This window comes from Paenarthrobacter aurescens (genome assembly GCF_041549525.1).
Lineage (GTDB): Bacteria > Actinomycetota > Actinomycetes > Actinomycetales > Micrococcaceae > Arthrobacter > Arthrobacter aurescens.
Genome location: NZ_CP157456.1, coordinates 305,140 through 326,291 on the forward strand (window position 1 = coordinate 305,140; position 21,152 = coordinate 326,291).

General features: G+C 62.2%; 22 protein-coding genes. 10 read left to right on the top strand and 12 right to left on the bottom strand.

The annotated features are described in order from the left end of the window. Positions 1 to 8 precede the first annotated feature (8 nt). Positions 9 to 980, bottom strand: a complete 972-nt coding sequence (locus ABI796_RS01510; protein WP_141283439.1) for a DMT family transporter — start codon at positions 978 to 980, stop codon at positions 9 to 11. Between ABI796_RS01510 and ABI796_RS01515 the strand changes: the two genes are divergently transcribed. Beyond that, positions 979 to 2,394, top strand: coding sequence for a PLP-dependent aminotransferase family protein (locus ABI796_RS01515; RefSeq protein ID WP_141283440.1), 1,416 nt, complete (start codon positions 979 to 981; stop codon positions 2,392 to 2,394). The genes ABI796_RS01510 and ABI796_RS01515 overlap by 2 nt on opposite strands. Positions 2,395 to 2,523: 129 nt before the next feature. On the opposite strand, the gene ABI796_RS01520 is transcribed toward ABI796_RS01515, so the two are convergent. Then, positions 2,524 to 4,137, bottom strand: a complete 1,614-nt coding sequence (locus ABI796_RS01520; RefSeq protein WP_141283441.1) for an MFS transporter — start codon at positions 4,135 to 4,137, stop codon at positions 2,524 to 2,526. A gap of 557 nt (positions 4,138 to 4,694) precedes the next feature. Between ABI796_RS01520 and ABI796_RS01525 the strand changes: the two genes are divergently transcribed. Further along, a complete protein-coding gene (locus ABI796_RS01525; RefSeq protein ID WP_141283442.1) occupies positions 4,695 to 4,895 on the top strand; it encodes a hypothetical protein in 201 nt (66 codons plus the stop codon). Positions 4,896 to 4,946: 51 nt separating this feature from the next. Beyond that, complete coding sequence (locus ABI796_RS01530; protein WP_141283443.1) at positions 4,947 to 5,207, top strand: hypothetical protein; 261 nt, start codon at positions 4,947 to 4,949, stop codon at positions 5,205 to 5,207. Between the two features lie 54 nt (positions 5,208 to 5,261). Here the strand turns inward: ABI796_RS01530 and ABI796_RS01535 are convergent, their stop codons facing one another. After that, complete coding sequence (locus ABI796_RS01535) at positions 5,262 to 7,778, bottom strand: ATP-dependent DNA ligase (RefSeq protein WP_141283444.1); 2,517 nt, start codon at positions 7,776 to 7,778, stop codon at positions 5,262 to 5,264. A gap of 38 nt (positions 7,779 to 7,816) precedes the next feature. Here ABI796_RS01535 and ABI796_RS01540 point away from each other — a divergent pair, with 38 nt between their 5' ends. Next, the gene (locus tag ABI796_RS01540; protein ID WP_141283445.1) at positions 7,817 to 8,683 is read left to right on the top strand and encodes a Ku protein; all 867 of its coding nucleotides are present in this window, start codon (positions 7,817 to 7,819) and stop codon (positions 8,681 to 8,683) included. Positions 8,684 to 8,771: 88 nt separating this feature from the next. Here the strand turns inward: ABI796_RS01540 and ABI796_RS01545 are convergent, their stop codons facing one another. The 3 genes from ABI796_RS01545 to ABI796_RS01555 are packed head-to-tail and all read right to left on the bottom strand — an operon-like array spanning position 8,772 to position 10,292. Further along, a complete protein-coding gene (locus ABI796_RS01545; protein ID WP_141283446.1) occupies positions 8,772 to 9,038 on the bottom strand; it encodes a Rho termination factor N-terminal domain-containing protein in 267 nt (88 codons plus the stop codon). 26 nt (positions 9,039 to 9,064) lie between these two features. Beyond that, the gene (locus ABI796_RS01550; protein WP_141283447.1) at positions 9,065 to 9,772 is read right to left on the bottom strand and encodes a DUF6766 family protein; all 708 of its coding nucleotides are present in this window, start codon (positions 9,770 to 9,772) and stop codon (positions 9,065 to 9,067) included. A 4-nt stretch (positions 9,773 to 9,776) separates the two neighbouring features. Further along, on the bottom strand, positions 9,777 to 10,292 hold the full coding sequence (locus ABI796_RS01555; protein WP_373092154.1) for a DUF6328 family protein: 516 nt from the start codon (positions 10,290 to 10,292) through the stop codon (positions 9,777 to 9,779). A 239-nt stretch (positions 10,293 to 10,531) separates the two neighbouring features. Between ABI796_RS01555 and ABI796_RS01560 the strand changes: the two genes are divergently transcribed. Next, positions 10,532 to 10,753, top strand: a complete 222-nt coding sequence (locus tag ABI796_RS01560; RefSeq protein ID WP_141283448.1) for a hypothetical protein — start codon at positions 10,532 to 10,534, stop codon at positions 10,751 to 10,753. Between the two features lie 103 nt (positions 10,754 to 10,856). Here the strand turns inward: ABI796_RS01560 and ABI796_RS01565 are convergent, their stop codons facing one another. Further along, entirely contained in the window at positions 10,857 to 11,027 is a 171-nt protein-coding gene (locus ABI796_RS01565; RefSeq protein WP_017197102.1) for a hypothetical protein, read from the bottom strand. Between the two features lie 308 nt (positions 11,028 to 11,335). On the opposite strand from ABI796_RS01565, the gene ABI796_RS01570 reads away from it, so the two are divergent. Together ABI796_RS01570 and ABI796_RS01575 are read left to right on the top strand one after the other, a co-directional pair. After that, the gene (locus tag ABI796_RS01570; RefSeq protein WP_141283449.1) at positions 11,336 to 11,815 is read left to right on the top strand and encodes a Dps family protein; all 480 of its coding nucleotides are present in this window, start codon (positions 11,336 to 11,338) and stop codon (positions 11,813 to 11,815) included. A 42-nt stretch (positions 11,816 to 11,857) separates the two neighbouring features. Further along, complete coding sequence (locus ABI796_RS01575) at positions 11,858 to 12,814, top strand: DNA topoisomerase IB (RefSeq protein WP_141283450.1); 957 nt, start codon at positions 11,858 to 11,860, stop codon at positions 12,812 to 12,814. Between the two features lie 82 nt (positions 12,815 to 12,896). On the opposite strand, the gene ABI796_RS01580 is transcribed toward ABI796_RS01575, so the two are convergent. The 5 genes from ABI796_RS01580 to ABI796_RS01600 all read right to left on the bottom strand — a co-directional run bounded on the left by ABI796_RS01580 (position 12,897) and on the right by ABI796_RS01600 (position 18,249). Beyond that, entirely contained in the window at positions 12,897 to 13,172 is a 276-nt protein-coding gene (locus ABI796_RS01580; RefSeq protein WP_014920471.1) for an HPr family phosphocarrier protein, read from the bottom strand. Between the two features lie 74 nt (positions 13,173 to 13,246). Beyond that, positions 13,247 to 15,280: a fructose-specific PTS transporter subunit EIIC gene (locus ABI796_RS01585; protein WP_141283451.1), complete on the bottom strand. Its 2,034-nt coding sequence runs from the start codon at positions 15,278 to 15,280 to the stop codon at positions 13,247 to 13,249. Beyond that, positions 15,277 to 16,269, bottom strand: coding sequence for a 1-phosphofructokinase family hexose kinase (locus tag ABI796_RS01590; RefSeq protein WP_141283452.1), 993 nt, complete (start codon positions 16,267 to 16,269; stop codon positions 15,277 to 15,279). The genes ABI796_RS01585 and ABI796_RS01590 overlap by 4 nt, the downstream gene beginning before the upstream one ends. After that, positions 16,266 to 17,057, bottom strand: a complete 792-nt coding sequence (locus ABI796_RS01595) for a DeoR/GlpR family DNA-binding transcription regulator (RefSeq protein ID WP_141283453.1) — start codon at positions 17,055 to 17,057, stop codon at positions 16,266 to 16,268. Before ABI796_RS01595 ends, ABI796_RS01590 begins: the two co-directional genes overlap by 4 nt. Positions 17,058 to 17,916: 859 nt before the next feature. Next, on the bottom strand, positions 17,917 to 18,249 hold the full coding sequence (locus ABI796_RS01600; protein WP_246095772.1) for a hypothetical protein: 333 nt from the start codon (positions 18,247 to 18,249) through the stop codon (positions 17,917 to 17,919). Between the two features lie 276 nt (positions 18,250 to 18,525). Here ABI796_RS01600 and ABI796_RS01605 point away from each other — a divergent pair, with 276 nt between their 5' ends. The 3 genes from ABI796_RS01605 (at position 18,526) to ABI796_RS01615 (ending at position 21,152) form a co-directional block, all read left to right on the top strand. Continuing rightward, positions 18,526 to 19,299 carry a GAF and ANTAR domain-containing protein gene (locus ABI796_RS01605; protein WP_141283455.1) on the top strand — a complete coding sequence of 258 codons (774 nt, stop codon included), beginning with the start codon at positions 18,526 to 18,528 and terminating at the stop codon, positions 19,297 to 19,299. A gap of 220 nt (positions 19,300 to 19,519) precedes the next feature. Further along, positions 19,520 to 19,978 (top strand): hypothetical protein, encoded by a 459-nt coding sequence (locus ABI796_RS01610; protein ID WP_141283456.1) that lies wholly within the window; start codon positions 19,520 to 19,522, stop codon positions 19,976 to 19,978. A 34-nt stretch (positions 19,979 to 20,012) separates the two neighbouring features. Beyond that, a complete protein-coding gene (locus ABI796_RS01615; RefSeq protein ID WP_141283457.1) occupies positions 20,013 to 21,152 on the top strand; it encodes a glutamate--cysteine ligase in 1,140 nt (379 codons plus the stop codon).

The window sequence follows — 21,152 nt, forward strand, 5'->3', positions numbered from 1 at the left end:
GGCCGATTCTACGAGGTCCTGGCCGACTCCACATCGGCTACCCGCGGTGGATGTGGCTCGTCCTTCCTGAGCCTGACGCGAACGGCCGCACCGGCGCAGAAGATCACTGCGAGGCCGCCCGCTACGGTGATCCAGGTGATCGACTCGCTTAACAGCAGGCCTGCCCAGGCGATGCTCATGACCGGTTGGACGAGTTGGATCTGGCTGACCTGCGCCATGGGTCCGATGGCCAGGCCGCGGTACCAGGCGAAGAAGCCCAGGAACATGCTCACCACGCCAAGGTAGGCGAAGGACAACCATTGGAGGGGTGTGGCCGAAGGAATGCCCGGAAGCAGCGAAACCACCGTCAGCACGATCATGAGAGGTGAGGCGACCACCAGCGCCCAGGAAATGGTCTGCCATGCGCCGAGTTCCCGTGCCAGCAAGCCGCCTTCCGCATAGCCAATCGCGGCAGCAACTACTGCGCCGAGGAGCAGGAGGTCGGCCCAGTGCAGCGAACCGAAGCCGCCGGATTGAATCAGGGCGAACGCCACCGCTGCGATCACTCCAACAATGGTCAGTATCCAGAACAGCGGCCTGGGGCGTTCGCGTCCCCTGATCACCGCCGCGGTGGCCGTGGCGGCGGGCAGAAGTGCGATCACCACTGCGCCGTGGCTGGCCGAGGTGCTGGTGAGGGCAAAAGTGGTGAGCAACGGGAATCCGGCCACGATCCCTCCAGCCACCACCGCAAGGCGGATCCACTGAACGCCCTGTGGTAACCGTTGCCGTGTGAACGCCAGAGCCAGCGCTGCAAGAACGGCGGCCACCACGGCCCGTCCGGCGCCAATGAAGAGCGGAGACATGCCCTCCACAGCCACTCGCGTCAGCGGAACAGTGAAGGAGAAAGCGACGACGCCCAAGAGGCCCCACCAGATACCTGTTGATGTACGGGTGGATATCACTGGCTGCAAAAGAGTAGTAGCGCTACTATTAGGACTCATGAATAACGATAGCAGTTCGCGGATTGTCACGCGACTGAAAGACTGGATTGCGGGAGCAGCGCCAGGGGCGAAACTGCCATCAACCCGGCACCTGGTGGCCGAGTACCAAGCCAGCCCAGTCACCGTGCAGAAAGCACTGCGGACCCTCATGGGGCAGGGCCTGATAGAAAGCCGTCCGGGCGTAGGAACATTCGTGCGTGCCTACCGCACCGCCAGACCCTCGGACTACGGCTGGCAAACGGCGGCGTTGCGGGCAGCCCAAACCGCCCGACCCCTCAGCTCGGGGGCCATGCGGAGTGCGCCCAATGACGTCATAGCATTCCACTCGGGGTACCCGGACCGCGAGCTCCTCCCGGAACGCCTCGTCCGCGCAGCCCTCCTGCGGGCCGCCAGGGGAGACGCCGCCATGTCGCGGCCCCCGGCGCAAGGACTTCCCGAGCTTCAGACGTGGTTCGCGCAGGAACTCAGTACCTCAACCCCGGTGGGCGTCACGCCTCCCCAGCCCAGCGACGTCGTGATTCTTCCTGGAAGCCAAAGCGGGCTCAGCTCGATTTTTCGCGGCTTGGTGGGACACGGACAGCCGCTGCTGGTGGAATCGCCCAGTTACTGGGGTGCGCTGCTGGCGGCGGGCCAGGCGGGCGTGACCATGATCCCCGTCCCCAGCGGCCCGGAAGGACCTGACCCGGAAGAGCTGGACCGGGCGTTTGAGGAATCCGGCGCGCGGTTGTTCTACGCCCAACCCAACTTCGCCAATCCCACAGGGGCGCAGTGGTCAGCCGAACGAGGGGAGGAGGTGCTGGAAATCGTCCGGCGTCATGGAGCTTTCCTTGTGGAGGACGACTGGGCGCACGACTTCGGCATCACCGCCTCTTCAGTCCCAATGGCCGCCAAGGAAGACTCGGGTCATGTGGTGTACATCCGTTCACTGACCAAGAGTGTTTCGCCTTCCATCCGCGTTGCGGCCGTCATTGCCCGGGGACCGGCGCGGGAACGCATCATGGGAGCCCAGGCTGCCGAGTCAATGTACGTCAGCGGCGTGCTTCAGGCCGCAGCGCTCGACGTCGTCACCCAGCCCGGGTGGCAAACCCACCTTCGCGGACTCAGCCATCAGCTGCAGTCCCGCCGCGACCTCCTGGTCACCAGCCTCCGCGAACACGTGCCGCAGGCCCACATCAGCCATCTGCCCAAGGGCGGCTTGAACTTGTGGTTGCGGATGCCGGACGGGTTCGACGTGCACCAGCTCACCAGGGATTGTGAGGCCGCCGGGGTGCTGATCGCCGCAGGTACGGAATGGTTCCCCGCGGAACCGGAAGGGCCGCACATCCGGCTCAATTACGCCGGCCCCAACCCGGGCCGCTTCCCGGAAGGCGCACGGATCATCGGCGAGGCAGTCAAAGCGCAGTTGGGCGCTTAACAAGCCGTAGCCACCAACACCAAGGAGAGCGCCTTGGGGCTGGTGGCTACGGTGGGCGGCAAGCTGCCGCGAACTAACTGAATCGCTTGTAATAAGCGCCGCTGTGCAGAAGTTGCAGGCAGTGAGTTCCTAAGCGGGAGTCAGGTCCTTGTTGCCTTTGCCGAACACGGCGTCATCAATGGGCTGGCCGTCGAACGGCATCTCGTCCAGGTTGATGAGCGGGTTGGTGTCCTGCGTTGCTACGAGCTCGCGTGCCTCAGCCTGGGTGTCCACGCTGGGCATGGAGCCGGGCAGGGGACGCTGGGCGGATTCACGCAGGAAGTAGATGGCGATCGCACCAATCACGGACGTAGCCATGAGGTAGTACGCGGGCATCATGTCATCGCCCGTGCCTTCAATGAGGCCCTGAACAATGAACGGCGTGGTTCCGCCGAAGATTGCTACGGAGAAGTTGTAAGCGATGCCCATTCCGCCGTAACGGCTGGACGTCGGGAACAAGGCCGGCAGGGCCGAGGCAAGGTTGGCGATGTAGAACGTCACAGGGAAAGCGATCAGTGCAAGGCCGGCCAGCGTGGACCAGATCTCGCCAATGCCGATCAGCATGAAGGCCGGAACCGAGAAGACAATGGTGCTGCCTGCGCCAACCCACAGCACGGGGCGGCGGCCAATGCGGTCCGAAAGCTTACCGGTCAGCGGGATGCACACGGCCATGATCACCAGGACGGGAATGGTCAGCAGCGTGCCGTGGACGGGATCGTAACCCTTGGAATCAGTGAGGTACGTAGGCATGTACGAGGTCAGTGCGTAACCAACGGTGTTGGCTGCGGCTGCCAGGATCATGGCCAGCACAATCTGGCGCCAGTAGGCCTTCACGATCCCGATTGGTCCCTTGGCGACAGCAGCATCCTGCGAGGCTGCATCCTTGGCAGAGGCTTCCTGCGCGTCCAGGGTTGCCTGGAACTGGGGGGATTCCTCAATCTTGCTACGGAAGTACACGGCGATGAGGCCAAGCGGTCCGGCGATCAGGAACGGAATCCTCCAACCCCATTCCTCCATGGCGGCCTGACCGAGCGTGAGCTGGAGGACCGAGACCAGGGCGGCGCCGAGGGCGAAGCCGATGTAGCTGCCCATGTCCAGGAAGCTGGCGAAGTAGCCGCGGCGCTTATCCGGCGCGTACTCGCTCACGAAGGTAGTGGCACCGGCGTACTCGCCACCGGTGGAGAAGCCCTGGATGAGCTTCAGGATCACCAGCAACGCGGCGGCCCAGATGCCGATCTGCGCGTAGCCGGGAAGGAGGCCGACGGCGAACGTACTTGCCGCCATCAGCATCAGTGTTGCTGCGAGAACCTTCTGGCGGCCAACCTTGTCGCCGAGCCAACCGAACACCACGCCACCGAGGGGGCGTGCGATGAAGGTTGCGGCGAAGGTGCCCAGAAGGAAGAGTGTCTGGACGGACTTGTCTGCTTCCGGGAGGAAGACAGGGCCCATGGTGGTGATGAGGTAGCCGAACACGCCGACGTCGTACCATTCCATGGTGTTGCCGACGATGGTGCCGCCGAGCGCTTTGCGCAGCATCGGCTTGTTCACCACGTTGACGTCGGACTCTTTGAGCCGGCGCTTCGGGCGAAGCTTCGTTTTCTTTACTGCGTTTGTGGCGGCCGGGGTGGGGCCTGCCAATACCTGGTTCCCGGTGGCGTTCCTTGCGCCATCCGGAGAGACGGTGTTGCTTTGGTCTGTGGGCATTTGGGCTTCTCCTAGGGAGGTCATTTGCTTGCGACTTCTGCTGCCCCGCTCTGGGCAGGGTTTCAATTTTACGGGTTTTGGGCGGAAAACCCGAGCTGAGATCCGATTTTTGGCCCCTCAGAGGGTGCAAATTGCCTAGCTGTGTTGCATCTCATTGCCCGCTCTTGCCCTGCGATCATGCGGATCCGGGGCCGTTTTTGCCCTCTGAAGCATGTTGTTACCAAATTGTTTAGCTGAGCCCACGTAACAGGGGAGTTATGGGGCTAAAAGCTGATGGTTTACCCACGGCGGGACCTTGTGGAGGGTAACTCTGAAGAAGCTGCAGGCGAGGGGTTCACAAATCCGGCAGGACTTGGTTAGGGTATGAGGCATGGGAACACTGATTTTTGAGTAGACCGGCCTCTGCCTGAGCAGCACAGCCGAGTTTCACCTGACAAAAATCCACGCCTGTTGAGGCCCTGCCTCCATGCCGTTCCCGTTCTCGACGCCTTTTTCCCGAACCGCAACGATCATGGGATACGTGTCTCTTCAGGACTCACACTTTTAGGAGTCCACATATGACTGCCAACCCTTCCGACAACAAAAAGACTCCCACCGCCGGGGGCATCAAGTCCAAGCTGACCGACGCCCAAAAAGCCATGCTGGCGAGCAAGTCAGGGGGAGGTGCTCCGGCCGGCTGGCAAAGCACCGGCAAGGGGCACAAGCCCACCTCCGCCAGCGGCAAGCAAGCCAAAACCGAGAAGAAAGTCCGCTGGTAAACACTGCGGGCAAACATATTGGCAAGACAGGCACACTGGAAAGGAAGAACCATGACTGCGAATCACGAATCTGAGCGCATCAATCCTGAAGTTGCAAGCCACTTGGTGGAGTCCATGGGCATGGCGCCGATGCCCGAACCAACTACCCTCGCCGCAGCTCTGGGTACCGGGCAGAACCGGCAGTGGCCGGACGGCAACGGTAAACGCCGGCACCCGAAGGAACGCGATCAGGCCCACGGCCGCATGGGCCAGGGAGCAGCTGTAACGGCGATCCACAGGACCAGCCGCCCGCAGATGCCGCACTCCTCCTAACCGCACCACCCGAACCACCCGCGTAGCCAGCCCAACTGAAACCAGCACTTGTGGTTAGTTGGGCTGGCTTACGTCCTCGGGGGACTTGTCCGGACGCCACCCACGCCACACCGGATGACGTAGCCGGCCCGGGCCCGTCCATTCACCAAAAGTCACCTCTGCCACCAGCTCAGGACGCACCCACGTGGCACCGGCCGCGTCCTCCCGGGGTATGTCCGCGAACGGGGACTCGCTCACCACCCGCGGCTCCAAATGCTCCATGACGTCCCGGAGCTGCCAATCTTTGAAACCGGTACCCACCCGGCCCACGTAATGCAGCTTGTCGCCGTCGGGCACGCCCAACAGCAATGCACCGAAAGTCCCGCCGCGGGCCCCCGCGCCAGGCCGCCAACCACCCACCACCACTTCCTGGCTCTGCTCCAGCTTCAGCTTGATCCAGGACCGGCTGCGGCGGCCGATCACATACCGGCTGTCAGCCTTCTTCGCCATGACGCCCTCCAAGCCGAGCTCGCCGGCACTGGCCATCAAGTCCTCAACGTCGTGGTCCAACACCATGGAGAGATGAAGCGGGCACCCTTTTCGCAGGCGATCCGCAAACCCGGAAAGCCTCTCGCGGCGCTCGCGGAACGGCAGTCCGCTCAAGTCCGTTCCGTCGTCGTGCAGAAGGTCGAACAGCATGAGCTGGACCGGAACCGAGGCCCTTGCCCGCTCGATGTCGCCGGCCTTCACCAGGTTCATCCTCTGCTGCAACCGCCCGAAGTCCGGCCTGGACCCCTTGCCCAGCGCAACGATCTCGCCGTCAGCCACAAAGTCCCCGTCCGGCCAGCAACTGCGGTCCGTCAACTCCGGGTAGGTAGCTGTGAGATCGTTCCCGTTGCGGCTCATCAGCCGGATCTTGCCCTCCGTGCCGGTAATGATCGCCCGGATCCCGTCCCATTTCAGCTCGTACAGCCAATCGTCGCCGCGGAGATCGGCGATGGTCCCGGAAGTGGCGAGCATGGGTGTGTAGTTGGGCATAGGGGTGGGAGGAGAGGGCGCCGTTTCAGGGGACGAGGCCTTCGGCGGACTGCCTGGGGACTTCCGCCGCACTCCCGGCTGCTCCTTCATCAGGTGGATGAGCCAGTTCTGTCCCGTATTGATGAGCGCCAACCGCTTGGTGCCGCCCAGCCCACCGCCCGGCTCGCCGGTGAGGGTGGCGATCACTTCCTTGTCATCGCGCCATTTCTCGCAGGTGTACTCGCCGCGGTCCCAGATGGTCATGGTCCCTGCCCCGTACTCACCTTTGGGAATGACTCCCGCGAAGGTGGCGTACTCCATGGGGTGGTCTTCCGTGTGGACGGCCAGGTTGTTGCGCTCGGGGGTTTCCGGGACACCGCGGGGCAATGCCCAGGACGCCAGGACGCCGTTGTGCTCCAGGCGCAGGTCCAAATGGTACCGGCGTGCGTGATGCTCCTGGATGACAAAGATACCGCCGGGAGGTGGGGGGTCGCCCGGCTTCGGCTGCCCGGAGGACGAGCGTCCGGTTTGGGAGGAGGCAGAAACAGCCGACGACGACGGGAACGGCTCCGGGGTTTTGCCCGGATCGCGCATCCCCACGTATTTGGCGAGACGATTCTCCACGGTTACCACCCGCTCACGGGCGTCGCCGTCGTTCTCATCTTCACCGTGTGGGGGCAGATGCCGATCCGAAATGGGCGCGAAATGGTCCTTGCCCGTGGCAACCCGCTTCATCACGGCCAGGTAGTCGAGATGGTCCAGTGAAGGTGAGGCGAGCTCCCGCCAGGTCCGGGGTGCGGCCACCGTGGGGTGGGCTTTCCCGCGCAGTGAATAGGGGACGATAGTGGTTTTGTTGCCGCTGTTCTGGCTCCAGTCCACCAATACCTTGCCGTGGCGGAGGGACTTCTTCATATCACTGACCACCAGGTCAGGGTGGTCCGATTCCAAGGCTCGGGCGAGTTCTTTGGCGAAGGCGGACACTTGTTCGGACTTCAAAGTCCCGTCCAGGCCTGTGTAGAGGTGGATGCCTTTGCTGCCGCTGGTGACAGGCACGGGATCCATGCCCATGTCCTGAAGGATGGACCGGGCGAGTTTGGCCACTTCCACACACTCGGGCAGCCCTGCACCGGGCCCGGGGTCGAGGTCCAGGACAAAGCGGTCAGGGCGGAGCGGCTTCCCGGACGGGTCCACTTGCCACTGCGGCACGTGGATTTCCAGTGACGCAATTTGGGCCATCCAGGTGAGCGTGGCCAGGTTGTTCACCATGGGATAGACGTTGGTGTGGTCCGAATGCTCAATGGCGGCCCGGGGGATCCACTTGGGCGCGGAGTCCTCCAGATTCTTTTGGAAGAACACTTGCCCGGGATGTTCGGCGGTACCCACTCCGTTGACCCATCGCTTACGGGTGACGGGCCGGTTGGCAGCTGCGGGGATGAGGAAAGGAGCAACCGCAGCGTAGTACTCCAACACTTCAGCCTTGGTAGTGCCGGTTTCCGGGTAGATGATTTTGCCCAGATTGGTGAGGGTGAGCTCGTGGCCTTCCACGTTCACGCGCTCCTGTTGCTTGCCTGCCACCTCTTCTCCTCTGCTGTGTTGTGCTGTTGACTGGGTGCATGAGGGCCATTTGGAAGGGATCTATCGCGTTCGGTCTGGTCAACGTACCAGTGAAGCTCTACAGTGCCACGGAGGATCACGATATTGGCCTGCACCAAGTCCACAATAAAGATGGTGGGCGCATCCGGTACCAGCGGAAATGCGAAATTTGCGGTGAAGTTGTGGCGTACGAGGATATTGATAAAGCCTACGAAGAAGAAGGCCGCACAGTTGTCCTGACGTCCGCGGAATTGAAATCTTTGCCGGAGGAGAACAGCCGCGAAATTGAGGTGGTGGAGTTTATCCCCGCCGAGCAGTTGGACCCCATTATGTACGAGCGGAGCTACTTCCTGGAGCCGGATTCCAAGTCCCCCAAGGCGTACATGTTGCTGAGGCAAACCTTGGAGGACACGGACAGGATCGCCATTGTCCAGTACGCCTTGCGGCAGAAGACCCGTCTGGGGGCGCTGCGGGTACGCGGGGATGTGCTGTTGCTGCAGGCGCTGTTGTGGGGTGATGAGGTCCGGGAGGCCAAGTTCCCGTCCTTGGAGACCGACATCAAAATTTCGGACAAGGAATTGGAAATGTCCTCCGCTTTGGTGGAGTCCATGGCGCACGACTTTGACCCGGACGAATACACCGATGATTATCAAGCGCAGCTCCGGACCTTGATCGAGGCAAAACTGGAAAAGGGCGAGGCCCTGGATACCGAGGCTACTTTCGGTGCCACGGAAGGCGAAGGGGAAGGTGGCGACGTCATCGATCTCATGGAGGCCCTCAAGCGCAGTCTGGACAAGAAGCGGGGCAAGGAAAAAGCGGACGACGACGCTGCTGCCGCCAGCAAAACTGCCGGCAAGCCCAAGGCGCGGGCCAAGAAAAAGGCATAAACCGGCGTCGACCTTTGTTCAGCCACATTCTGCGAAAGCAGCGGCCGCCATCCGTGCTGCCGCTGCTTTTTCATTTCTTCCTTAGGTTTCAGTGGTTCCGCAGCATGTTGATGAGTTCGGATTTCTTTTTGTCCGAGTAACCTTTCAGGCCCAGTTCCTTGGCGCGGGATTTCAGTTTGTCCACGGTCCAATCGTCGTAATCGCCGGACTTTCCTCCCTTGCGTCCTACCTCCTTGCGGCCCTTGGCTGCGGCGGCGTTGGAGACGCGTGCAGCTTTTTCCTTGGACGCGCCGTCTTGGCGAAGTTCCTCGTAAAGATCCGGGTCCTTCAAACTGGAGTTTTTCTTGCCTGGCATGGTGTGGTCCTTTCTCTCTTAAGGGGCTAGGCGCCCGTTTCATAGTGTGGTTCTGCCACCGGCTTGGACTCCGGAGAGCCCCTCTCACGGAGGTACACAGAGGCTCCTACCAGGACGGCTACGGCAAGGAATTCACTTTGCCAGTTTTGGAAGGACTCGAACCAGAACTGGCTGGATCGGACGTACTCCCAGGTAGAGACCTCCGGAAGGCCATGGCTGAGCTGTTCCTCGTTGTGGGCGGCGGTGCCGCCGAACGCGTGCAGGGTGAAGGAGAGCAGGAAAAGCAGGGCCAGCAGGCCGGACAACGAATGCTCATAGACCTTCAGCACCCAGCCTCCACGCCTGACCGGCCAGGGGGTCTTGGCTGTCTTCCTGGCATCACGGGGATCTTCATCCTGGGGTGCGTCCTTGTCCACAGGTTTGGATTCGGATGAGCCTCGTTGGAACAGAAAGACGGTCAGGACCACGTACATGGCCATCTGAAGGAATTCAGACTCCCAGTTCTCAAAGACGGCTTCCCAGAAATTTCCTGACGTCAGGAAGTCGCCAAGGCCGGTTGCCGGTTGGCCGTGTGCTTGTTGTTCCTCGCTGTAATTGGCGGCCCCTGAAAAGATCATTCCGCCGAGGAACACCACAAACAGGCCCGCATTGACCAACAGCAAGCCGTGGTCCTTCACCCAGCTGCGCTTTTTGTCCTTGCCGGGTGCCTTGTGATGTTGAGTGGGTCGCAGCACCTGTTCACCCCTCCTTCGCATCTTCCTGGTCACGGTGTTCGTTCCCGACGCCGTTGCGGTAGCCATTGCCGTTGCCGTTGCCGTTGCCGTTCCGGATGGCGCGGCGGTGAAGCCACAGGGGCGTGCCCACCACCAGGAGCAGCAGCATCAGGATGATGAATCCACCGGCAACAATTCCCGCGGTCCGGCCTGCAACGAAGTCGAACACCAAAGTGGCCGAACCCACAATCAGGAGTGCCACGCCGCCTAACGCCCACTTGGTGACCACGTCGGCGCTGGACACGAGGGTTGCCTTGAGTCCCCTGCGGAACAAGCGGCGGTGAACGCTGACAGGAAGCACTATGAGCACAGTGGTCAGCGCCGCCACCATCACGTTGAAGAGGTAGAGGCTCCGTTGCCAATCGTCCAACTCTTCAAAGCGTTCCTGAAACGGCAGCGTCAGCAGGAAACCGCCCAGAATCTGGACGCCGGTCTGGAGCACCCGTAATTCCTGGATCAGTTCCATCCAGTTGCGGTCCATGCGCTCCTCGAGGGATTCATTGCGACCGGTTCTGGGAGCCTGCTCCGGCTCTACCATCTGTGCACCTCCGTGTGGGTTGGACGACCAATGTGATGTGGCGGACCAATATTTTGGTGAGCGCATGTATTGAGGGTGGCCCGTATTTCTGTGGACGGCGACCATACACGGGACTACGGTCGAACTGTCAGCACTCCTCGATTTCCCATCGGGGCCTCATCGCCATTTCCAAGGAGGAAGCAATGAGCCAGGACGAACACCGCGTAGATCCGGAGAGTGAACCCGGCGGCTACGGTACCCCCACACCTGAGCAGGAAATGCCTGGTCAGGGTGATGAACGCGAGACTCCGGAACGGCCGGCTCAGGGTGTCCCGGACGCTCCGGGTGATGAGTTCCCCACACCGCGGGATCCGGACGCTGCCCCACCACCCTCGGCCACCGGTAACGCCTCGGGCGGAGGATGATGTGCCGGAGGGCTGCTCCCGCCGCACTTGCAGCGGTGGGAACAGCCCTCGCGGCCTGTAAGTGCTTAAGGCCTGCCCGGTGATGGTCGGGTGGGGTCCGGATCTATACCGTGTGGCCTCTGCGGCCGGACATAAAGCTCAGCAACCAGCCGATGGCGGCGATGACGAGGAGGATGACGCCTACCCAGAGCAACCAGCTGAGGGCTTCGGTGAAACCGCCTACCAAGAGAAGAACAATTGCTACTACACCAGCAATGATCAGAAGCGTATTCATGGTCAGCACATTCCTTTCCGGGGAATCTTTGATGAATCGCCGATTCCCGTCCATGCATTCCGGTTTACTTCGATTTAGTTATGCCGGTACTTGGAGGCGTTCAGCGGCCTCAAAGTGCCTTTTCATGTATCACGTACCGGGCCTCGCCTTGAGGAGAAGTTCGCCAGTCGTGAACAGTAACACTCCTCATTGTACTACTAAGCATCCTTATGAAAGGCTTATTGCAGTCGTCACTTGATGATTGGGCAGTTGCCGCAGAAATCTTGCGGCGCATTTTTGGCTCACATGAACGTCCATGAGAGGAACACATGAAAGCGTCACAGCAGCTTGCAGACAACCTTCAGATTGTCCTGACAGACCTTATTGAGCTACAGCTCCAGGGAAAGCAGGCGCACTGGAACATTGTGGGTCCGAACTTCCGCGACCTTCACCTCCAGTTGGACGAGCTTGTCCTCGCCACGCGCCAGTTCGCTGACGATACCGCCGAGCGCATGCGTGCACTCCATGCCCTGCCCGACGGCCGCAGTGCCACCATTGCCAAGGGCACGCGCCTGGAAGAGTTCCCCGCCGGGCTGGTCAACACCAAGAACGCCGTCAAGCTCGTCACCGACCGCGTGGAACGTGCCGTCCAGACCATGCGCGATGTCCATGACGAAGTTGATGAGGAAGATCCCACCACTGCGGACCTGCTCCACGCTTTCATTTCCCGCCTTGAGCAGCTGGTGTGGATGATCAACGCGGAGATCATGAACGCCGGTGCTGCTGTGACGGACCCGGACGAGGCCTAGAGCTCACCGGACCGGCTCCATCACCAGTAGGGCAGAAGAACCATGCCCCGGCTTAAGCGCACTGACCTGTCCAAGCCCGGCATCGTCCGCCGCAAGGTAGGAAAAGGGTTCAGCTACAGGCACCCGGACGGGAGCCTGGTCAGCAAAGAGGATCGCCAGCGCATCAACGCGCTGGCGATCCCGCCTGCGTGGACCGACGTGTGGATCAGTCCTTTCGACAATGGGCACATCCTTGCCACCGGCGTGGATGGCGCCGGACGCAGCCAGTACATTTACCATCCCACGTGGCGGGAGCGTAAGGACACGGAGAAGTTCATTCGCGCCGCGAAGCTTGGGCTGGTGCTGCCGTCCATCCGCCGCAATGTCACCGTGCATCTGCAGAACTCCGATGATCCCCGGCAACAGACTCTGGCCGCTGCGGTCCGGTTCATGGATCTTGGTGCGCTCCGTGTGGGGTCCGAGGTCTACATGAAGCAGAACGGGTCTTACGGGCTCACAACGCTTCGGTGCCGGCATGCCCGGGTGGAAGGGAAGGACGTGTTCCTGAAGTTCCCCGGCAAGAGCGGCCAATTGTGGGACACCTCCATCCACGATCCCGGACTTGCAGCCTTCCTGGAGCCCCTTGCGCAGCGGCCCGGCAAAGAGCGTCTGCTGGCGTATCAAGCGGATGGGTCCTGGGTCAGCGTGGACGCATCCATGATCAATGAATATTTGCGCAGCATCGCCGGTGAGGCATACACCTCCAAGGATTTCCGTACGTGGAAGGGCACAGCGGCAGCGGCTCTTTCCCTGATCAAGTCCGGCCATGAAGGTACGCCGCGCCAAGCCATAGTCCGTGCCATCAAGGAAGCCTCGGAGCTGTTGGGCAATACTCCCTCGGTAGCACGCTCCTCCTATGTGGATCCGCGGATCATCGAGGCCTACCTCTCAGGCAAACTGGCCGACGTGAAGCCCACCGAGGCTTCTGTTGCAGCATTCCTGAACGGTGATAAGTCCTAGCTGGAAACAAAACCGGACTACAAAAAGAGCCTGGCGACACCCGCATTCGGGAGTCGCCAGGCTTTTTGTGGCGCCGGCCTGCTTAGGCGTCGTGGTCCGTTTCGAGGATTTTCACCAGGCTGTCCAAGGCGGCATCTGCACCTTCGCCTTCGGCGCGCAGCACCACTACATCGCCGTGGGAAGCGCCCAGGCTCATGAGGGACAAGATGCTGGCGGCGTCCATGGCGTCGTCGGCGGGTTCACCCTGACGCGCGATGGTGACGTCGATGTCCAGGTCTCCTGCTGCCTCGGCGAAGATGGCTGCCGGGCGGGCGTGGAGGCCTACGCGGCTGGCAATGGTGGCTGTACGTTCTGGCATTGGTGCTCCTTTTCATGAAGGGTGGCGGTTAGGGAGGTGGCTTTGTGGGAAGTCTAGACGTTTGACCTGAGAAGCTAGACGCTGACGGTGGCCGGGGCGGCTTCCGCTTCGACCGGCTTCTTGACTGCAAAGCGCTTCAGGGCGATGACGGCCAGCGCGCTGACCACCATTCCGGCGACGATGGCGATGATGAACATGGGCAGGTTGCCAATGGCGAAGAAGACGAAGAAGCCGCCGTGGGGAGCCTGGGAGGTGACCCCGGTAGCCATGCAGAGGGCGCCTGTCAGTGCGCCGCCCACCATGCTGGCCGGGATGACGCGCAGCGGGTCGGCTGCGGCGAAGGGGATGGCGCCTTCTGAGATGAAGGAGGCTCCCAGCAACCAGGCGGCCTTGCCGTTTTCGCGCTCGTTGAGGGTGAACAGCTTCTTGTTCAGGACGGTTGCAAGGGCCATGGCCAGCGGCGGAACCATTCCCGCAGCCATGACGGTGCCCATGATGAGCCACGGTGCCTGGTTGTCAGCGCTGCCGGCGCTCAGGCCAGCCACTGCGAAGGCGTAGGCAACCTTGTTGACCGGGCCGCCGAGGTCGAAGCACATCATGAGGCCCAGGATGATGCCGAGGACTACGGCGGAGGCGCCGCTCATGCCCGTCAGCCAACCATTCAGTGCCGCTGTAAGGCCTGCAATAGGTCCACCCAGAACCAAGAACATCAATCCTGAAGCAACAATTGAACCGAGCAACGGAATGATCACCACGGGCATGAGGCCGCGAAGCCAGCGGGGTACCTGCCACGTTCCAATGAGGTACGCAATGTAGCCCGCCAGCAAGCCTCCAATGATGCCGCCGAGGAAGCCTGCATCCATGAAATGGGCCACGGCTCCGGCAACAAAGCCGGGCGCAATGCCCGGCCGGTCGGCAATGGCGTAGGCGATGTACCCGGCCAATGCAGGAACCAGGAAGTACATGGACAGGGCACCGATCTTGAACGCTACAGCTCCAAGATAAATCGACAGACCGCCTTCAGGCAGGTTGCCGAAGTTGTTCTCCAACACCACCTTGTCCGCAACCTCAGTGATGTCGTAGCCGCCCAGCAGGAATCCAAGGGCAATCAGCAGACCGCCGCCGGCCACGAACGGAATCATGTAGCTCACGCCGGTGAGGAGTGCGCGCTTCAGCTTCTGGCCGATGTGCTCGCCCTTCTCTTCCTCTGCGCGCTCAGCCTGCTCTTCGGCACCGAAGTGCGGAACACGGCGTGCGTGCGGGTCATCCGCGGCTGCGAGTGCTTCCTGGACCATCTTGGTGGGCTCGTCGATGCCGCGCTTGACGGGCGCGTTGATGACCGGTTTGCCAGCGAAGCGTTCCTTGCCGCGGACATCGACGTCTACGGCGAAGATCACCGCGTCAGCTGCCGCAATCACTGCCGGGTCCAACGGCTTTGCGCCCGAGGAACCCTGGGTCTCGACCTGCAGATCCACGCCCATTTCCTTGGCAGCGGCAACAAGCGAGTCGGCCGCCATGTACGTGTGCGCAATGCCGGTGGGGCAAGCTGTCACGGCCACGATCCGCTTGGGCGCGGCAACCGGCGTCGTGCTGGCGGCGGCAGCGGCGGGTGCAGCGTCTGCAGGTGCTGCGGCAGAAGCGGGAGCAGCAGCCGGCTTATCGGCCAGCGCGCCATCCACGAGGTCCACAATGTCCTGCTCGGTTTCAGCCGCACGCAGTGCCGCGGTGAAGTCCTTTTTGATCAGCGAACGGGCCAGTTTGGACAGGAGCTTGAGGTGCTCCTGGTCCGCGCCGTCCGGGGCTGCGATGAAGAAGATGAGGTCAGCGGGCCCGTCCTTGGCGCCGAAGTCCACCTTGTGGGACAGACGCGCCATGGCCAGGGCCGGTTCCTGGACTGCAGCGGAGCGGCAGTGCGGGATGGCGATGCCGCCCGGGACCCCGGTTGCGGTTTTCTGCTCGCGGGCAAAGGCATCGGCAAAGAGGCCTTCAACCTCGGAAGCACGGCCGGTGGCGGCAACTTTGCCGGCCAGGACGCGGATGACGTCGGCAGGGGAGTCGCCCAGGTTTTGGTCGAGGGTGACCAATTGGGTTGTGATCAGCTGGGTCACTGTGAGTCCTTCTGGAGGGCCGTGATGGTTACGGCATGGGGGGTTGTCTGGTGGACTGCCGGGACAGTGGAGCCCGGCAGCGAAGCAGCAGCGGCACCATGTGCCACGGCTTGACGAAGGCAGTCCTGCGCAGAGCCGCCTTGGGTTGAAGCCAGCAAATAGCCGGCCAGTGAGGAGTCCCCTGCGCCCACCGTGCTGACGGCTTTGATGGGCGGATGCGTGGCAAGCCACGCTCCGTCCGCCGTCACCAGGACTGCTCCCTTGGAACCGAGTGTTGCCAGAACGGCGCCTACACCGCTGGCGACGACGGCGGCTGCGGCTTCGGCCGCTTTGGCCGGATCCGCCTCCAGTTCGTCAGCCGTGGAGACGTTGGTGAATCCGGCGGCGGCTGCGAGCTCGGCGAGCTCTTCCGCGTTCGGCTTGAGGAGGTCCGGCTTCCCTGCGGCATCGCCTGCCAAGGCGGCCGCGAGGGGCGCCCCGGAAGAGTCAATGGCGATGTTTGGGGAGGCCGTCCCGTCCGCGCTCGACCGAAGCCGGCGAGCGATGGTGGCGTAGAAATCCGCGGGGACTCCTGGTGGGAGCGATCCTGCGAGGACCACCCAGCTGGCGCCACGGGAGCGTTCCAGCAGCAGCCCGATCAGGGCTTCCTGCTGTTCACCGCTCAGCTCCGGGCCGGGTTCGTTGATCTTGGTGGTGACGCCGTCCGGTTCGGTGAGCGTGACATTGCTGCGCAATGCCTGACCTATGGGTAAGGCAGCGAACGGTACACCGGCGTCGTGCAGGCCCGAAAGAACCGGGTCCGAGTCCGCCCCTGGAAGGACTGCAAGGGTGTCCAGGCCGGAGGCCACGAGGGCGCGGGAGACGTTTACTCCCTTTCCGCCGGATTCCTGGTGAACGGCTACCGCGCGCTGAACTTCACCGCGGGCCAACGCCCCGGGAAGTTCAACCGTGCGGTCCAGGCTGGGGTTGGCTGTCAGGGTGACAATCATGCGATCACCACGTCAACGCCGGCATCAGCCAAAGCTGCTGCGAGCTCCGTGGACGGTTCGCTGTCTGTAATCAAGGTGTCTACATCTTTCAGGGTGGCGAACTGGACCAGGGTTTCGGCGTCCAGCTTGGAGGAGTCAGCCAGTGCCACCACTCGGCGCGCTGAGGTGACAAAAGCGGCTTTTACCGCTGCTTCCTCCGGATCCGGGGTACTGAGCCCGAACGTTGCGTGGATGCCGTTGGCTCCCACGAAGGCGATGTCCGGGCGAAGTTTGTGGGCTGCATCAACCGTGGATTGCCCCACGGCAGCTTGCGTTAGCCCGCGCACACGGCCCCCCAGGATTTGCAGTGCGATGCCCTGGGTGGAGGAGAGCTTTCCGGCGATGGGAATGGCATGGGTGATGACCACAAGTTCATCGGTTCCGGTGGCCGGTGGCGTCCGCTGGGCCAAAAGATCAGCGAGGGTTTCCGTGGTGGAACCCGCATCCAGGAGGACACTGCCCGTGGTGAGCTGGGGTATGAGGGAGAGTGCTGCGTTGGCGATGCGGAGTTTCTCCACCTGACGCTGGACGGCCCGCTCCAGGATGCTTTCTTCCCGGGTGCTCAGGCGATCTGAAGGGACAGCGCCGCCATGTACGCGCCTGAGGTTGCCGGAGACCTCAAGTGCCGCGAGGTCGCGGCGGATGGTTTCAGTGGTGATGCTGAAACGGTCGGCGAGGTCCGTGACACTCACCCGTCCGCGCTCCGCGACGAGTGCGGAGATCAGTTGCTGGCGCTCTTCGGCGAACACTTACCCTCCATTGGTCAAGCTGCTAAGTAGTGCATCCCGCCAAGTAGTCCATCCTGCTCGGCAGTGCAGCCACATCAGTGACTGCTGTCACAACGATGTGGAATTGCTTGACTCTATCTTTGATTATGTGGGTAAGTCAATAGAAAACAACACAAACAAAGATGTGGAACTGGGAACGGAAGCAGCGCAGCAACGGAACGCGGCAACACGGGCACGTCTAAACGGGCGCAGCAAAAAGGGCATGCCGCGCTCCCTGTAGCGCGGCATGCCCTTCGTTCGGATCCCAACTGGGGGAATTATGGGACCCGGTCTGAGGGGTGAATCGGGTTGCTGGCCGATTCAGCCTGAGTGATTACGTCAGAGGCCCGGCGGCCCTCCCGGCGACGGCTGCCCTGGTGTCGGCTGCTCTGGCGTCGGTGAGGGAACCTCAGGCCCGGGAGTGGGTTCCGGGACGGGCGGAGGTCCGGGTTCCGGCAAGGGAACCGGCTCGGGCGTGGGACCAGGCTCACGGGTGGGATCGGGATGTGAGGGGTCCGGCGGGAACTCGCTCATCATCAAGCGCTTCGCCGGTGCGGGGAGTGCTGGGGCCGAAGGCTTCCGGGGACAGTGGAGGGGTACCTGCTGGAATCCCATCCCGTACCGAGGTAATCGATAGGCAGGTTGTCCGGATCCGGCGGATCAGGAAGGCTGCGCTTGCCTGCTGTCCCAGGCTTTCCGCCTGGTTTTTCTGCTGTGGCTGAAGGCCCTCTGTGTTGAGATTCCGTGTGCATGCTATCCCTTCCGGTAGCTCCAGAATTCCTGGTGTAGCTCATCGTGCCTGGTCTCCTCGGCCACCTGGTCTCCTCAAGGCGTCCCGGTCCTAATCCGGGATTTCCATGCGGAATCCGCAATGACATCCGAGGATGCGTGTGTTGATCAGTACTTCGTACATCCGCAGCTGCGCACCCGGAGTCAGCACCAGGGGTGCCTGAAACCTGCGCAACTCGCAGCTTTTGGTTTTCATCGGCTCCCCGCAGTGCAGATATTGCCCGCCGAACTGGAGCACGCCCTGGGGGACGCCGGGGCGGTTCAGGACCGCAGCCACTCGTCGGACCGAGGCCACGTGGTCGTAGGAGTACTTGCAGGCATGGCATTCGTAGGAAACGTTCACCATGTTGGGCGCGGGCGGGTAGTGCGACTGGATTGAATTCACCAGAAGGTGCTGGTCCGTGTTGCAGCGCGAGCACCACAATGGTTCGTCTGGCGGTTGATGTGCTTCGTCCGGGACTCTGGACGCTGGCTGAGCCGGCATGGGTCTGTACCTCTGCATCAAAAAATGCGGGAAGCCCGTCTGCATGAGCTGGAAAGCCTGGGTCCTGTGATGGGGACTATACGATGATTGTGCACATAGGTGCACCACAGATGCAAGGATTCTGATTCCGTCGCCAAAAGGGTGACCAGCAGGCTCCGGGCCACCGTAAAATGAGGCATGGACGAAATGAACGTTGATTTTGCGGCGCCTGATGCTGTCTCTGCGCCTGACGATGTTTCGGTGCCTGAGCAACTGCAGGACCTGGTGATAGACAGCGAGGACGTGGGTGGTTTCCTGCACGAACTGGCCGTATTCTCGGCTTCCGCCGTGTCACAGGCCGTCGGCATGGATGTGCTCTGCGGCATCACCCTTAGTCGTCGCCGACGCACTGCAACGGTGGCCGGAAGCACCCACGAGGCCCGGCTGATCGATGAAGTTCAGCAGGCGTACGGCGACGGTCCCTGCCTGGAGGCCATGCGCAGTCACGGTACCCAGCATGTTCCAGACACGTCCATCGAAGAGCGGTGGAGCGAGTACTGCACTGTCATTGCCGAGCGTGGGCATCTTTCCGCACTCTGCGTGCCCCTGGAATTGGATGAAGGAGCCACGGCTGCCCTGAACTTCTTCGCACCACAGGCCCACGCCTTTGATGAGTCCACCATTCGCAATTGCGAACTCTATGCAAGCCAGGCCGAGCGGTCACTGCGGCTGGCCGTGCGGATCGGCGTGAAGCAGCAGCATGCCGATGACCTCCAGGAAGCCATGCAGACCCGCACGGTGATCGACCTCGCCAGCGGAATCATTATGGGGCAAAACCGGTGTACGCAGGAGGAAGCTTTCCAGATCCTGAAGAAGGCCTCCAGCACCCGCAACCAGAAGCTGCGGGATGTTGCGGAATCCCTCGTCAAGACGGTGGCCAAGCAAGCGCCCGTGGCCCATTTCGAAGCCTAAGGCCCGCTGGCCAGGGAATCATCAGCAGCCTCATCACTTGTGACGGCCGCCACTGGTGAACTACATTCATACTTGGGTTAAGCAGATAGCCCTTGGAGCCTCATGAGTTGGAACCATCCGAGATGGTCCAAGAACTGCACCTTTTTAGCCGTGGCCTTCTTCGGCCGGCTCACAGCGTGCCTCCATGCAGGCTCCTTGAAGGAGTAAAAGGAGAATGGCAATGACGCTTGGATCCCCGATTCCCGCCCCGCAGCCTGCAGATGGGCGGGCACCTGCAACTGCCGATACCGGAGCGCGCCCTTGGTGCTCCGTTTGCAATACCGATTCCTACATTTTTGTTGAGACAGTTGTGGAAGCAGCACCGAACCAGTCGGAGATCGTCGAAGTCAGCTACACCTGTAGCGAGTGCGATACGTTTTACGCCCACGCTGTCCGCCTCGATGCCCTGGTGCCAGCCATCCAGAGCGAATTTCTCTCCACATCCGCAGCCGGACTCTGGTTCAGCTGCACCCATTGCGGGGATCCCATGACCTTGGGCCGCCCCACCGAACGCATTATTGAGGCTCCCCGGACCACGGACGATCCGGAAAGTCCCAGCCTGCTTGAGGTGTATCTGCAGACCCAGGTGCTTCATTGCCGTTGCGGTTTCCAAATGGAGGTTCCACGCCACGTGGGATGACTGCCGTCTCTAAATAAGTAAACGGTGGGGAGGGGTGGCTGTGCGTACATTCGGCGTCGAAGAGGAATTGCTGATCGCTGATCCCGGGGACGGACTGCCGTTGCCCCTGGCCTCGGGGCTCTTGGATGCGGTGGCGCCGACCGAAGCTGAAGATGGCGCAGGCCCTGCTCTGAAGTCCGAGTTCAAGCAGGAACAGATTGAGGTCAACTCCCGTCCTTGCAGGACCGCGAAGGAACTCCGCGCCGAGATCCGGGCGGGCCGGGAGCTGGCCGATTCCGCCGCCCGGGCGGTGGGTGCACGCGTTGCCGCGTTGGCCACGCCCCCTGTTTTTCATGCCACACCCACCGCGGGCAACCGGCGCTACGCCACCATGGGCGAGGAATTCGGCTTGATTTCCCGTGAGCAACTCACCTGCGGCTTCCACGTCCACGTGTCCATAGAGTCCCCGGATGAGGGCGTGGCAGTGTTGGACCGGATGCGTCATTGGCTGCCGGTCCTGCTGGCGTTGAGTGCCAACTCCCCGTTCTGGATGGGAGCGGACACCGGATTCGCCAGCTACCGGACCCAGATCTGGAACCGGTGGCCCACCGCCGGCCCCATGGACGTTTTTGGCTCGGCTGAGGGGTACAAAGCCGTGTTGGAAGAGTTGCTTTCCACGGGGGTGCCACTGGATGAAGGCATGATCTATTTCGACGCCCGCCTTTCCCGCGGGCACCCAACCGTGGAGCTCCGGATCGCCGACGTCTGCCTTTATGCCGAAGACGCCCTGACCATTGCCGTCATCGCGCGTGCCCTGGTGGAAACGTCGGCGAGCCAATGGCGCAAGGGGGAGCCGCCGTCGGACATTCTGACTCCGGTGATCCGCATGGCCAACTGGAAAGCCAGCCGCTTCGGGGTCAACAACCAACTCCTGCACCCAATGGAGCAGGCACCCTATCCTGCGGCTGATGTAGCCGGCGCGCTGCTCCGGCACATCCGTGGCGCCCTCACGGCATCGGGGGACCTCGCGCTGGCCAGAAGCGGAGTGGCGAACATCCTCCGGCGCGGGTCCGGCGAGCGGCTGCAGCGGCAGGCTTACGGCCAACGGCGCCGGTTGTCCGACGTCGTCTCTGCCGCCATTGCCTCTACCCACAACTACGGCGAGCGAACCGACGCCGGACTCTTGAGTCGCTGA

Coding starts and splice junctions, on each gene's coding strand:
- ABI796_RS01525 (WP_141283442.1), top strand. CDS start 4,695: ATGACTGCCAACCCTTCCGACAACAAAAAGACTCCCACCGCCGGGGGC.
- ABI796_RS01560 (WP_141283448.1), top strand. CDS start 10,532: ATGAGCCAGGACGAACACCGCGTAGATCCGGAGAGTGAACCCGGCGGC.
- ABI796_RS01555 (WP_373092154.1), bottom strand. CDS start 10,292: ATGGACCGCAACTGGATGGAACTGATCCAGGAATTACGGGTGCTCCAG.
- ABI796_RS01610 (WP_141283456.1), top strand. CDS start 19,520: ATGACGCTTGGATCCCCGATTCCCGCCCCGCAGCCTGCAGATGGGCGG.
- ABI796_RS01565 (WP_017197102.1), bottom strand. CDS start 11,027: ATGAATACGCTTCTGATCATTGCTGGTGTAGTAGCAATTGTTCTTCTC.
- ABI796_RS01510 (WP_141283439.1), bottom strand. CDS start 980: ATGAGTCCTAATAGTAGCGCTACTACTCTTTTGCAGCCAGTGATATCC.
- ABI796_RS01575 (WP_141283450.1), top strand. CDS start 11,858: ATGCCCCGGCTTAAGCGCACTGACCTGTCCAAGCCCGGCATCGTCCGC.
- ABI796_RS01515 (WP_141283440.1), top strand. CDS start 979: ATGAATAACGATAGCAGTTCGCGGATTGTCACGCGACTGAAAGACTGG.
- ABI796_RS01590 (WP_141283452.1), bottom strand. CDS start 16,269: ATGATTGTCACCCTGACAGCCAACCCCAGCCTGGACCGCACGGTTGAA.
- ABI796_RS01570 (WP_141283449.1), top strand. CDS start 11,336: ATGAAAGCGTCACAGCAGCTTGCAGACAACCTTCAGATTGTCCTGACA.
- ABI796_RS01530 (WP_141283443.1), top strand. CDS start 4,947: ATGACTGCGAATCACGAATCTGAGCGCATCAATCCTGAAGTTGCAAGC.
- ABI796_RS01545 (WP_141283446.1), bottom strand. CDS start 9,038: ATGCCAGGCAAGAAAAACTCCAGTTTGAAGGACCCGGATCTTTACGAG.
- ABI796_RS01540 (WP_141283445.1), top strand. CDS start 7,817: ATGAGGGCCATTTGGAAGGGATCTATCGCGTTCGGTCTGGTCAACGTA.
- ABI796_RS01520 (WP_141283441.1), bottom strand. CDS start 4,137: ATGCCCACAGACCAAAGCAACACCGTCTCTCCGGATGGCGCAAGGAAC.
- ABI796_RS01580 (WP_014920471.1), bottom strand. CDS start 13,172: ATGCCAGAACGTACAGCCACCATTGCCAGCCGCGTAGGCCTCCACGCC.
- ABI796_RS01605 (WP_141283455.1), top strand. CDS start 18,526: ATGGACGAAATGAACGTTGATTTTGCGGCGCCTGATGCTGTCTCTGCG.